The sequence below is a fragment of the Thalassoglobus polymorphus genome (assembly GCF_007744255.1).
Taxonomy (GTDB): domain Bacteria; phylum Planctomycetota; class Planctomycetia; order Planctomycetales; family Planctomycetaceae; genus Thalassoglobus; species Thalassoglobus polymorphus.
Window position 1 is genome coordinate 2,650,561 of sequence record NZ_CP036267.1, and the last position, 12,982, is coordinate 2,663,542.

At 49.9% G+C, this 12,982-nt stretch carries 8 protein-coding genes; 5 read left to right on the plus strand and 3 right to left on the minus strand.

Annotation, left to right across the window (positions count from 1 at the left end):
* Window positions 1–66 precede the first annotated feature (66 nt).
* Entirely contained in the window at window positions 67–888 is an 822-nt protein-coding gene (locus tag Mal48_RS09605; RefSeq protein ID WP_145198399.1) for a sugar phosphate isomerase/epimerase family protein, read from the minus strand.
* A gap of 356 nt (window positions 889–1,244) precedes the next feature.
* Here Mal48_RS09605 and fbaA point away from each other — a divergent pair, with 356 nt between their 5' ends.
* The 5 genes from fbaA to Mal48_RS09630 all read left to right on the plus strand — a co-directional run bounded on the left by fbaA (window position 1,245) and on the right by Mal48_RS09630 (window position 8,316).
* Entirely contained in the window at window positions 1,245–2,285 is a 1,041-nt protein-coding gene (fbaA, locus tag Mal48_RS09610) for a class II fructose-bisphosphate aldolase (RefSeq protein ID WP_145198401.1), read from the plus strand.
* A gap of 314 nt (window positions 2,286–2,599) precedes the next feature.
* The gene (locus Mal48_RS09615) at window positions 2,600–3,589 is read left to right on the plus strand and encodes a substrate-binding domain-containing protein (protein ID WP_197442204.1); all 990 of its coding nucleotides are present in this window, start codon (window positions 2,600–2,602) and stop codon (window positions 3,587–3,589) included.
* 181 nt (window positions 3,590–3,770) lie between these two features.
* Window positions 3,771–5,276 (plus strand): sugar ABC transporter ATP-binding protein, encoded by a 1,506-nt coding sequence (locus tag Mal48_RS09620; protein WP_197442205.1) that lies wholly within the window; start codon window positions 3,771–3,773, stop codon window positions 5,274–5,276.
* Window positions 5,277–5,313: 37 nt separating this feature from the next.
* Complete coding sequence (locus Mal48_RS09625) at window positions 5,314–6,690, plus strand: ABC transporter permease (RefSeq protein WP_197442206.1); 1,377 nt, start codon at window positions 5,314–5,316, stop codon at window positions 6,688–6,690.
* A 306-nt stretch (window positions 6,691–6,996) separates the two neighbouring features.
* The gene (locus tag Mal48_RS09630) at window positions 6,997–8,316 is read left to right on the plus strand and encodes a DUF1501 domain-containing protein (protein WP_197442207.1); all 1,320 of its coding nucleotides are present in this window, start codon (window positions 6,997–6,999) and stop codon (window positions 8,314–8,316) included.
* 160 nt (window positions 8,317–8,476) lie between these two features.
* On the opposite strand, the gene Mal48_RS09635 is transcribed toward Mal48_RS09630, so the two are convergent.
* Window positions 8,477–9,808, minus strand: a complete 1,332-nt coding sequence (locus tag Mal48_RS09635) for a DUF1552 domain-containing protein (protein WP_197442208.1) — start codon at window positions 9,806–9,808, stop codon at window positions 8,477–8,479.
* 124 nt (window positions 9,809–9,932) lie between these two features.
* Complete coding sequence (locus tag Mal48_RS09640) at window positions 9,933–12,905, minus strand: DUF1592 domain-containing protein (RefSeq protein ID WP_145198409.1); 2,973 nt, start codon at window positions 12,903–12,905, stop codon at window positions 9,933–9,935.
* Window positions 12,906–12,982 lie beyond the last annotated feature (77 nt).

Sequence of the window (12,982 nt, forward strand, 5' to 3'; positions counted from 1 at the left end):
GCATCTCCAGTGCTTGTGTTGCTTGCTAAGCTTGCATTCATAAGTACGGCAACTATTAGCAAGGTTCTAATCGCGTAGTCCAGCTTCCCGCATCAGTTTGTCAGTCGATTCGTAAGCTTCTCGAACCCATTCTTCGATTTTATCTGGCTCGGGCGAGTACTCCAGTTCAATCGAGACGGCCCCGTCAATTTTCAGGTTTTTAATTTCTTTCAGGTAAGGAAGAAAGTCCACGACCCCTTGTCCCGGTGGAAGGTCACCATGTTTTTTTCCGTCGCAATCTGAGATATGAACGTGGTGTGTTTTCCCTTGGAGTTTGGAGATTTCATCAGCTGCGACACCAGCCAGGTGCAGGTGAGAAATATCAATATTTGCCCCGACGACTTTATGATTCACTTCATCAATGAACTCAACCATCTTGTCGATGCTGTTAAGCATTGAGAGCGGGAACGGTTCGAGTTCGAGGGCAATCTTCACACCAAGGTCTTCAGCGTGGTTCGCCAGCTCCATACAACTTTCAATGCCCAGTTGCCATTGTTCCTCGGGGGGAATCACTTCCTGATTCCAGATGTACTCACCGAGAACCAGAAGCAGGTTGTCGGCCTGATATTCGTACACGAGATCGAGGAAAGACTTGCAGCGATCGATATGAAACTGCTGGACGCTTGGGTTAAAGTCGATTAACCCTGCCGCCACGCAGCAAACCGAACGAATCGGCAGTTCAACGCGGTCACATTCGTCTTTGATCAATCGCCGCTCACGAACATCGATATCAAGTGGGTCTGTGAAGATATCAATCGAATCAAATCCGATTTCCTTGGTTTTTTGAATTCCCCAAGTCGTTTCACGACCAGCTTGTGCCCAGGCAGAGTTGATGAGTCCGAGTTGCATCAGAAATCACTTGTTTATTGAGATTGGAGCCGTCTCACTGGTGGAGTCCGGGCAGGTTGATAACTAACATAACGCTTGACTCTGCGATGTCGAACCCATTCAGCTTTCAATCTGCAAACAGATGAAGAGAAGAGTCGACGAGAAGCTCAGCGATGTCTCGCGGGGAATTCTCTTTCTCTCAGAAAATGAGAGCATTTTCTCTGAAACCTGAAATCATTGAAGAGTGCTCCCTCAGTATTGAATTCTTATCCGCTGATCGCTAAACCCTCAATCAGGTTCGAAATTCAGACTGATCCTTCGTCGAGTCCGGCGAAATTCCAGAAATACCCCTTCTTTTACCTCAGGAGTCCTGACAGATGCCAGTCGCAACACCAAAACAGTATGCAGCGATGATCGATGCTGCTCAACAAGGTGATTACGCCTACCCGGCAGTCAACATCACATCTTTGACAACAATCAATGCTGCGTTGAAGGGATTTGCTGACAAAGGGTCCGATGGAATTATCCAAATGTCGACCGGTGGCGGAAAATTCGCATCGGGACTGAACGTTGGGGACGAAGTTCTCGGAAGCATCGTTTTGGCAGAAGCGATTCATCGTCTCGCTGAACGCTACGACATCCTCGTCGGGATTCACACAGACCACTGTCCGCCAACCGCTGTGGACAGCTTTCTGAAGCCGTTGATTCAGGCAACTGCCGATCGCCGAGCCGCAGGACAAGGGAACTTGTTCCAGTCGCATATGTTGGACGCATCGAACCTGCCACTCGAAGAAAACATGGCTCTCTCGAAAGACCTGCTCAAATTGTGTGTTGAGAACGAAATCATTCTCGAAATCGAAGCAGGAATCGTTGGCGGTGAAGAAGATGGGGCAGCTGGAGCCGACATGGAAAATGTTCCAGATGACAAACTCTACACCACTCCAGAAGATATGGTCGCTGTCCACGAAGCGCTCAGCGGCATCGGTCGTTTCCTCTTCGCAGCGACTTTCGGAAACGTTCATGGTCACTACAAGCCAGGGTCTGTCACTTTGCGACCAGACATCCTGAAGAGTGGACAGGAAGCAGTGATTGCCAAATACGGCAAAGAGGCAGCGTTCGATCTTGTCTTCCATGGCGGGTCCGGAACTCCTCGTCACGAGCTGGAAGAAACGCTCGCTTACGGTGTTGTGAAAATGAACATCGACACCGACACTCAATATGCATTCACACGACCAGTCGTCGGGCATATGTTTGAGAATTACGCTGGAGTTCTGAAAATCGACGGCGAAGTTGGGAACAAAAAAGTTTACGATCCTCGTTCGTACTTGAAAAAAGCTGAACAGGGTGTTGCCGATCGACTGGGGCAAGCCTGTGACGATTTACACTCAACCGGAAAGTCGATTTTTGGAAAAGTTTGAGTTGAATTAGAACCAGTCCGAAAACTTCTGGAATCACTGTTTTTCTCAACGTTTGAGGGAGCAGATTCAAGTTTCAGGATCGGTTCTAAACTTCACCGCGTTCAGTGAGCCGGTGTCCGAAATATGACAAACGCCCCTGTTTGCTTCTTGCATTCAGGGGCGTTTTTTTATTTTGTGATGCTCGCTGCTATCGTTGAGGTCTCTCTCGTTTTGCTGAACACTTGAAGTGTCTGCCTCGGCTAGTCACGATGTTAATGATGTGAATATATTCAGTCGTTCATTTTCACCGTTGCTAAATTCAAACGGAGTATTCCATGTTTCGCCGCTCAATGCTCGTCTCGATCTTGTCGCTCATTCTGTTGGGCGGTTGCGCGGGCAATTCACCGGAATCTGAATCGACGACCTCAACGGGCACAGCTGAAAAAGGATCGCGTGGCACAATTGGTTTTTCTGCACTCGATTTAAAGAACCCATTCTTCAAAATCATTGCAGATACATTAACTGAAGCAGCGGAAGCCGAAGGGTTCGAAGTGATCGTGACTGACGCTGAAAGCGACGTCAACAATCAGTCTAAGCAGGTCGACAACTTCATTACTCAGGAAGTCACTGCAATCGTTCTAAATCCCGCCAATCGAGAATCAATCGGAACTGCGATCAAACGTGCGAATGAAGCAGGCATCCCGGTTTTCACCTGTGATTTACAGTGTGCCGCTGAAGGGGCGAAAGTGACAGCTCACATCGGAACGGACAATTACTCAGGCGGTCGTCTTGCCGGTAAAGCGATGATTGAGGCACTTGGCGAAGCGGGCGGCAATGTTCTTGTGTTGCACTTTAAGCAAGCAAATTCCTGTGTTGAGCGTGTGGAAGGATTCAACGACGAAATCAACGAATACAACGCAAATCGAGAGTCAGGGAAAATCAATGTGGTCTCAGAACTCGAAGGAGGAGCAACACAAGACGTCAGCTTCAAAGCGACTCAAGATGGGATTCAGCAACACCCTAACCTGTCCGGAATCTTTGCAATCAATGATCCGTCAGCTTTGGGAGCTTATACCGCGCTGAGTCAGGCGAAGAAGACAGACCAGATCATCATCGTTGGGTTCGACGGACAGCTTGAAGGGAAGCAAGCGATTAAGGAGGGAAAAATATACGCCGACCCGATCCAGTTTCCGAAAAAAATGGCGACCGGAACTGTTGCGAATATCGTGAAGTATCTTGATGGCGAAGACTTCAATGCGGTTGAACTCATTCCGACCGAACTCTATCGAAAAGCAGACGCGATGAAAGACCCGGAGTTGCAATAGTCGACTGACAATAGTGAGACTCGTATCTCGAGCATCATGCCAGTTGTTCGGAAGAGAACGTGGCGGAAGTTTTTCAGCGAATGAAATCTCAAGTTGCGCCCTCTGGCGACCCGTCACTCATCAAGCGCATTCAAGAAGAGACCTCTTCCCATTTTAAGACGAACAATTAAACGACCAGTTTATGACTGACGACAATTCTCAACATGATGCCGAGCTGCTGCAGATGCGGGAGATTTCGAAATCATTCAGCTCTGTGCAGGTTCTGAATGATGTCAGCCTGAGCCTGAAACGTGGAGAAGTTCTCGCGCTTCTCGGAGAAAACGGGGCAGGCAAAAGCACGTTGATGAAAATTCTGTGCGGAATCCATCCCCCTTCGAAAGGCGTTGTTCTTGTTGATGGTCAGCCACTTCCTCCGGGCAATCCGCTTGCCGCACAACGTGCGGGGGTGAGTGTCATACATCAGGAATTCAACCTCATCCCTGCCCTGTCGGTTCGCGAAAACCTTTTTCTGGGGCAAGAGACTTCCATCTGGAAACGGTTACCAGCTCAACTTGAAAAAAGTCGTGCAGCGAAAATCTTCAAGAAACTCAAAGTCGATATTGACGCTGAGGAGCGTTGCGGCAACTTAACGGTCGCCGAGCAACAACTCGTGGAAATTGCCAAGGCCTTGCTTCTCGATTCCAAGCTTATTGTGATGGATGAGCCAACAGCAGCGTTGTCACCACAAGAAGTTGACGGTCTCTTTGAAGTGATTGGTGAATTGAAATCACAAGGGATTTCGATCATCTACATCAGCCATCGTCTGAATGAAATTTTTGCCGTTTGCGATCAGGTCACCGTACTTCGAGACGGGAATTACGTCGGCACACAGAAAACGTCTGAACTGACCAGAGATCGTCTCATCGAGATGATGGTCGGTCGAACGTTGGAGCAAGAGTTCCCAAAACGGGTGGCGGAGATTGGTGAGGAACGGCTTCAAGCAGACGGACTGTCGAGAGGGAGCAAAGTGAAAAATGTTTCTCTCTCGGTCAAACGTGGAGAAATTGTCGCGCTGACCGGTCTGATCGGGGCGGGGCGAACAGAAGTTGCTCGGCTTCTCTTCGGTGCGGATAAAAAAGAATCGGGAACAATGAGACTCGATGGTCAGCCGGTCAAAATTAACAACCCGCGACAAGCCATCGCTGCCGGAATTTGCCTACTTACTGAAGATCGTAAAGCACAAGGTCTGATCGTGAATCAGTCCGTACTACACAATTTCGGGCTTCCCAACCTTCGCAAGTTTTCAGGTTTCACCGGAATCGATCAGCGAGCTGAGCAAAACGCATTTGAATCGTATCAATCGCTCCTGCAAATCAAACTCGCGAACAGCAATCAAGCGGCCCGTACACTGTCGGGAGGAAATCAGCAGAAGGTTGTCCTGGCAAAATGGCTTGAACGAAATGCGGATGTCATCATTTTTGACGAACCGACACGAGGGATCGATGTCGGTGCAAAGTTTGAAATTTATCAACTGATGAATCAACTCACAGTTGTGGGGAAAGCGATTCTGATGATCACGAGCGAACTTCCTGAAGCGTTAGGGATGGCAGACCGGGTTTTGGTGATGCATGAAGGGAAATTGACCGGCGAAATCAATGATGTCGGCGCCGCGACTCAGGAACAGATCATGGATCTCGCGGTCCAATAAATGGTTGCGGAAAAATGCAACGGAATCGAATAAAATCATGATCAAACGGCTCCTCCATTCTGACTTCGTGACTCACTATGGCTCAGTGTTTGTCCTGCTTCTTCTGTGTGGGTACTACAGCTACGCCACGTATTCTGAACAGCATCCCATCACGCAAGCTGCCGGTACGGAACTTGGGAAACGAATTGCAAACGAGGTTGACGACGGAGGAGTCCTGATCGTCATACGTGAGACCACTGGCGATCAGGAATTTGCGACTGCAATTGAGAAAGAGCTGAAACGACTTGGCGTGACTGTGCTAGGAATCATTTCAGGAACACCGGCCGACTTGCGACAGCGAATAGAGCGACTCGGCGTCGAGAACAAGAAGCTGGACGTGATTGCAACGCATCAGCCAGGAACAGCTTTCGGTCCACTGCGGGAGCGTACACTCAACAAGCTCAAGGGAAAATATCCATCGCTGTCATCGGCTCAAGTCATCATTCCGAAGAGTTATTATTGGCCGACATTTCTGACCCGAGAAAATATCATCAATGTCATTAATCAGAATGCGGATGTTGCGATCATCGCGATTGGAATGACGATGGTCATCATTACTGCCGGAATCGATCTTTCTGTCGGCAGCCTGCTCGCCATCGCCGCAGTGATTACAGCGATTTCACTCGAGTCGTTCGGTGGAGCAAACGCATCGGTTGTGGTCATGATCGGCTGCGGACTTCTTGGGGTTCTTTCTTGTGCGGCGTGTGGACTTTTCAACGGTGTCATGGTGACCTGGTTTCGGGTCCCTGCTTTTATTGTCACACTGGCAACCCTGATGATCGCCCGTGGTCTCGCACTGATCCTCGCTGTCCGATACCAGTCCAGCTTGACTGGAGGCCGTACCGAGGGGACTCCGGAGTCGATTACGATTCAAGCTGAAGCCTTTTCCTGGCTGGGGAATGGGGAAGTCTTCGGGATCCCCAACCCGATTTTGTTGATGCTCGCCCTTTACTTCGTCGCCCATTACGTGATGAGCCAAACAGCCTTCGGGCGATACGTTTATGCGGTGGGTGGGAATCCAGAAGCAGCAAGGCTCTCTGGCGTTCCTGTGGTGGGAGTCTTGATTGCGGTGTACATCGTCTGTGCGACGATGGCAGGCATCGGTGGTGTTGTTGATGCGTCCCGATTTGAAGGAGGACGTCCAAATGCGGGTGACCTCTATGAACTGCAGGTCATCGCTGCTGTGGTTGTTGGAGGAACAAGTCTCGCCGGTGGGGAAGGAAAAATCTTCGGGACTTTGATCGGCGCAATGATTATTGCGGTCATCCAAAACGGTCTCAATATGGCTGGAGTAAAAAGCTATGAACAGAAAGTTGTCTTCGGAGGTTTGATCCTCGCAGCTGTCATTCTCGATCAACTCAAGAAACGCCGGTGATGTACAAGGAATGCTCAAGATCCTCTGTTGTCGACGAAGAATTTGAGCTAAGCCGATTGGGTGATCTCCCCAAATTTCGCACTCAACTGAGATTCACATTGAACTCTTCACCCGGTTACTTAATACTGAGACTTAATGCAAGTGTTTGTTGATGTGACGCGCCTGTCGGGGATTCGGTTTGAGGATCGATTTCTCGGCAAGGGATCGGTTCTTCATTGTTCACGAGATCAGTACGGTTGATGGCGAATGACAACTCATCGAAAAAGTGTGAGTACAGCTTCTCCCGGTCACCTGTCGAGGCGAAGGATGCTTGGCGCTTCTGCGGGGGCGGCGGGGCTTTCGCTGTCCTCTTTTCTGGCTGCCAAAGCGTCAGCTGGTTTGGCGAATGCGCCAGCGAAGTCTTGCGTCCTGATTTATTGCTGGGGCGGGATGAGCCACATTGATACCTGGGATATGAAACCGGATGCTGCGTCCGAAATTCGAGGGATCTTTTCCCCGATTTCAACAGCGACGCCAGGAATTGTTGTCAGTGAGCATTTACCTTGTCTCTCTCAACAGACTGAGAAGTTGGCGATCATTCGCTCGATTCATCATGACGACTCTGCTCACGGCCGTGGGATGTATTGGAACTTGACGGGGCATCGTCCTCCTCGCGCTGGCAATATCGCTCCTGAAAGTGGCGATTGGCCATCAATCGCTGCCATGGTCTCCAATTTTCGCTCTGCACCGAAAGGAGTTCCGAACTCAGTCCGCCTTCCTTATCCGATGGTCGATAATGGAACCTTGCAGGCTGGCGAATACGGTGGATTTCTGGGGACGAAGTTTGATCCGATTGTGATACGGACTCCAAGCGGTGAGGAGTTCGGCGGTGTCTCACGTGCGTTGGGATCACAAGTGCTGAAGTTGGGGGATGTTGATCTTCCTCGCCTTCAGGCCAGACGAGCTTTGCGGAAGAAGCTTGAGGATCAAGTGAGTCAGGCCAACGATTTTGTCGAGTTCGATCACTTTCGCGACCTTGCTCAGGAAATGCTGCTCAGTTCTGCAGTGAAAGAGGCCTATGACTTGGAACGCGAAGATCCCAAAGTTCGCGAGACCTACGGGCATCATATCGGAGGGCACAGCTTGTTACTCGCACGCCGACTCACCGAAGCAGGTGTGCCTATTGTTCAGGTCTGTTGTGCAGCTGGTGACTTGAACGGAGCCCAGGGAGATATGTGGGACACCCATGGAAACAACTTCAATCGATTAAAGGAGAAGCTGCTTCCCGTCTTTGATCAAGGAACGTCTGCATTGCTTTCTGATCTTGAGCAGCGTGGGACACTCTCTGAAACACTCGTTGTCGTACTCACAGATTTTGGACGGACACCCAAAATAAATGGGGCAGCCGGACGTGACCACTACCCGGGCGTCTATTCTGTTCTGCTCGCCGGCGGAGGAATTCAGGGTGGGCAAGTTTATGGATCAAGCGACGCTGTGGGAGCGCTCCCGCTCGACCAACCGTGCGGACCGCCAGATGTTCACGCGACGATCTTTCGACAGCTCGGAATTTCGCCAGACTCATTAATCCGAGATATGCTCAACCGACCATTTCCGATCTGCGACGGGACTCCGCTTCCATTGGCGTAGGAAGCAATCTGGTGTTGAGCTGCCGTGAAGGCTATTGAATACACCTCAGGAAGGTGGATCTTCGATCGCGAACATTAATCTGAAACGTGTTCTACACAGGCTCACGTAGAGCAGACTGCTTGAACAGGTCGATCGCTTCTGGGCTTTGGCGGACGTAATCTCACAGACCTGCAAGTTGTGTTTGGGCATCGCCAAATTCTGTTTCTTCAATTCCCATTCGATTCATTAGCGACAAGTAGAAACTGCACAGCTTTCGGTCACCGTCATCTTTGTCGCTGTAGTCGAGGACGCGTCCGGTATCGAGGGTCCCGCCGAGTCCACCGACAGTGAGCATCGGAAGCTTTGTGGAATCGTGTCTTGATCCGGACCACATGTTGTTAATGAATAACAGGCAACTGTGGTCAAGGACAGTCCCATCCCCTTCAGGCATCGAATCGAGTCGGCCAGCAAGGTAGGCAAGTTGGCTGCAATAGAAACGAGAGACTTTTTCCCAATCGTCAGAGAGATCGTCGTGAGATCCAGAGTGATGGGCTTTTCGAACATCCAGGAACGGATAGAACAGGCCTGAGATGTCACGACAAAGAAGCAGCGAAGCAATTCGCGTTTTATCAGTTTGAAATGCCAGAGCAACGATATCACACATCAACTTCATGTGTTCGCGGATGTCTTCCGGAAGTCCGTTATCGGGACGTTTCATTGTTACTAGCGATTCCCCTTTATTCTTTGCTCGGTCGGTTGCTTTATCTTGATCTTTACGGATACGTTCGATTCGCTTCTCAACTTCTCGAACACTGGTTAAATACTCATCGAGCTTCGTTTTGTCTTCAAAACTGGCTCGACGGCTCAGGCTGGCAGCTTCTGCTTTAACTCGGTCAAGGACACTTTTGTTTCGGCGTTGACCGTGGTTCTCGAACAGACTGTCGAAGGCGAGCGAGGGGTAAACTTCCATCGGGACTGGCGAAGTCGCATTTTGCCAGGAGATATGTGAACTGTACGCCATCGAGAAGTTTGTCTCGTGATAACCGGTGATCGGTTGTTCGCAGCCGAGGACTAAACTTGGTTGCGAAGTTTGCTCACCAAGGCGATTGGCGAGTAACTGATCAACGCTGATTCCGCCTCGAAGTTCCGCTCCCTTTTGAAGCGAGGCGCCAGAAAGAATGTTGCCGGTTTGCCCCGGATGAATACCGACACCGGTGGCATTCTTGTTGAAGAGGCCGGAGATGAAATTCATCTTCTGCTTATGCGGCTCCATCGGAGAGAGAGTTTTTCCCAGCTCCATCTCCGCGCCGGAGCCTTTCGCCCACCAGTGCTTTGCGTTAATTCCACAAGCCATGAACAGTGCGGCAAATCGTTTCGGGAATTCACCATTCTGGTCCAGCTTTGGAGTCGATTCTCCCCAGACTTGCAACGACTCCATCCACGGGAGTGCCATCGCGACTCCCGTCCCTTGTAACAAAATCCGTCGCGAAATTTTTCGATGTTGCTGATTCATGACCATGATTCATTTTAAGGTGATATGGTGACTCGACTTCTTAATGCAGTCTGCTTTTCCGTGTCTGCGAGAGACCGTACGCACGACCGGTTCTTTGGTGCGGTCGAATGCTCCCTAACGCAGTTTACGGCTCTCGAACGAGGAACTCTCCACCATGTTTGGTTAGGAACTGTGGGCTGGTAACAATTGTTTCGATGACCGGAGCAAGCCGGTAGTCATTCGTTTTGAGCTGTTCTTGCATTTTCACAATCAGGCCTTCATCCGACAAGGTGAGTCTTCTCCCAAGAGCGAAGGTGAGCAGCTTTCGGCAAAAATTCTCAATGAACTCTTGCTGCCGATACTGAGTTAAATACTGATGCAGCCCATTCACGCCCTCCCCTTTGAACCCGTTGGGGTAGACGACTTCCAACTCGACGGTTCGGCCATTGAAGTCTTGTTCGCGTTTTTCACCGACAGGCCCGAATCCTTCGAAAGCGAGGCCGATGGAGTCGATTTTGTCGTGACAACTGGCACAGCTTTTGTTGTCTCGATGTTTGGCGAGTAATTCACGGAGTGAGACGTTTTCGAGTTGGCTTTCGTCTTCCGGGAGTTCGGGAATGTTTGGTGGAGGTGGCGGAACGCGTTCTCCAAGAAGTCGGCTGACCACCCAGTTGCCACGTTTAACGGGGCTAGTTCTGAGACCGGGGGAGTTCTTTGTGAGAAAAACGGACATCGATAACAGGCCACCGCGACCATACTTCGTTGCATCCGGCAGGAAAGTCCACTCGTCTCCCTGAAATTCCAGGTCATCCATTCCGTAATGTTTTGCCAGCACCGGATTCACAAAAGTTGATTGTGAATCGAGCAGTTCTAACAGCGAACCGTCGTTTTTGATTAAGGAGAGAAACAGGTGAATCGGTTCTTCGAACATGGCAGCCCGGAGTTCGTTTGTAAATTCCGGATAACGATTCCGGTCGACGCTGTTGTGTTCTTCAAACCGGCGAATGTCGAGCCAATTCGCGAAGAATTCATAAGCAAGACCTTCGATCTTCTCATCCTTCAACATGCGTCGAACTTGTTGAGAAATGATCTTCGAATTCTCATGTGGGCCGACACTGCCGGTAAATGCCTCGATGAGTTTTTCATCTGGTGTCGATGACCAGAGAAAGTAACTGAGGCGACTGGCGAGTTCGGTTCCTGTTAATGGGCGTGTCCCCTCGCCGGTACTTGCCATATCCATGCGGAAAAGAAAGTGTGGGGACATCAGGATTGAAACTAATGTGTCACGGACGGCATCTTCGTGCGAGAGGTCTTCCTCTTCGCGAAGCATCTGATAAAACTGCGTCAGCTCGGCTCTTTCTGAATCTGAAAGCTTACGTCGCCACGCATGGTTGGCAAAAACAAGCAGATCATTCAGGTGTGCCGGTTCAGACTTGATTCGTTCAGATTCGACCCAGCGAATTTGCCGATTAATGTTCTCGAAATAATCTTCAATTGCCTTGAGCGGAACTTCGGTGCCTCCGTTCCTTATCGCTTTCTCCAGGTAGACTTCCGACAGTTTTTGAATCATTGCCTCGGATGCGGAGGCCTTGTTCTCTGGACGAGCGAAGTCGAATTGTGGCTCTCTCATGTAACGAGAGTCGGTACGCTCGAACCAGAGAAATCCCTCGTATTGTCGTTTCGGAGCAAATGCAACAAAATCGAGTTCTTGCCAGAGGCTGTCTAATTCCTGTTGCTGCTGCTCGCTCAACATCAACTCATAGAGCGGGGAGTCATCGCGAAAATATCCCATCATGCTATGGAAACCGGCACTGAGTAGGCGGCCTTTTTCCTGTTTGGCTTTAGGGACCCCCAAGTAATCTCGGCCACGTTCAGAAATATAAAACGCATCCGGAAAGAGAGAACAGAACTCTTTCAGTTTTTCGAGATGTTGCTGTTTCCGTTCGGGATCGCTCGGCAAGATGAGCTCTTTTGGTGTCCCTTTCGGGATCGTCTCACCTTCTTGAAACAGTGCGTTCTCGTTTAATTTTCTTCTGTGAGTGGCATATTGCTCGTTCTTCCAAAGCACAAATGGCTGTGCCCCTTTATGGACTTCACGAATTTCGAGGTTGTCGAATTTGAAAACCAGTTGCGAACGGATGTGAGTAATGTCGTCACGGATGGTTAGACATTCAGCACGTGCATCTTTTTCCTCAGCGTTCTGTGGGATCGCATGGAACTTTTTCTGAAGTGTTGCGACGGGGCCGATTTCCTCTTCGATATTTAATCGGTTCCAAAGAGTTTTTGCATACTTGGGGCTGAGGCCGGACTGTCTTGCGAAATCTTCGATGGAACTTCCGGCTTGTTGCTGGAACTTGTATTGCCAGCAAACGAAGAAATAGTCCGCGAGGTCTGTCGCTTGTGAATTGTAAAATGAAATAATTCGCTTCACACAATATTTATCACGATCTGTATCCGTAATGACTGGATGCGGGGCGAAGCTGAGCCCTGATGGGCTCAGGACTAAATGCTCAGAAACTTCCCGAGCTGCTTCCAGGTATTTTTTCAGAAGTGCAGGCGACATCGCCAACGACTCACCAGAATTGTCGAACCCGGCTTCATTTGCAGGGTCGACTGGAAAGGATCGTGTCGGTTGAATGTCGACACTCGTAATGTCGCGAATAGAATTATTGTACTCCGAGTTGCTTAATCGGCGGGCCAAAACAACTCCGGGGTCTCCGGCGTTTTGACTCGCGTCGAATGTGCGGAGAGCGTGAATCCAGTCAACGATTTCTTTTGTTTGTTCTTGTGAAGGAGCGGGCTCTGAATCCTCGGGGGGCATTTCGCCTGCTTCGAGTCGTGTCAAAACGATTTCCCAAAGTCCGTGAGCGCTCGAAACATCTTGCGTGGACTTGAAGAGGCTCAAGTCAAGCTTGGCTTCCTGGAGATCCGCTCCATGGCAATCCATGCAGAACGACTTCAGGTAGGGGGCAACTTTTTCGTCGAATTTTTTGTGCAAAGCGACGCGAGTCTGTTCTTCATCAGCGAGGGAGAGTTGAGCACAAAACAGTCCTGCAAAGACGATCAGCAGTGACCGGGAGAGTGGAATTGAAGAAAAGTCGAATGAGAGTGCAGACATAAGAATCGCTAACAATGCTTTGAGGAATCGTTGACGTTCTCTGGAAGGTCAGCCACTTCTCCCAGATTCTGTGAAGG

What these genes read in the sequence shown, in the direction of transcription:
- Mal48_RS09640 (WP_145198409.1), bottom strand. Translation starts at nt 12,905, where the DNA reads ATGTCTGCACTCTCATTCGACTTTTCTTCAATTCCACTCTCCCGGTCA.
- Mal48_RS09620 (WP_197442205.1), top strand. Translation starts at nt 3,771, where the DNA reads ATGACTGACGACAATTCTCAACATGATGCCGAGCTGCTGCAGATGCGG.
- Mal48_RS09615 (WP_197442204.1), top strand. Translation starts at nt 2,600, where the DNA reads ATGTTTCGCCGCTCAATGCTCGTCTCGATCTTGTCGCTCATTCTGTTG.
- fbaA (WP_145198401.1), top strand. Translation starts at nt 1,245, where the DNA reads ATGCCAGTCGCAACACCAAAACAGTATGCAGCGATGATCGATGCTGCT.
- Mal48_RS09605 (WP_145198399.1), bottom strand. Translation starts at nt 888, where the DNA reads ATGCAACTCGGACTCATCAACTCTGCCTGGGCACAAGCTGGTCGTGAA.
- Mal48_RS09630 (WP_197442207.1), top strand. Translation starts at nt 6,997, where the DNA reads ATGCTTGGCGCTTCTGCGGGGGCGGCGGGGCTTTCGCTGTCCTCTTTT.
- Mal48_RS09625 (WP_197442206.1), top strand. Translation starts at nt 5,314, where the DNA reads ATGATCAAACGGCTCCTCCATTCTGACTTCGTGACTCACTATGGCTCA.
- Mal48_RS09635 (WP_197442208.1), bottom strand. Translation starts at nt 9,808, where the DNA reads ATGAATCAGCAACATCGAAAAATTTCGCGACGGATTTTGTTACAAGGG.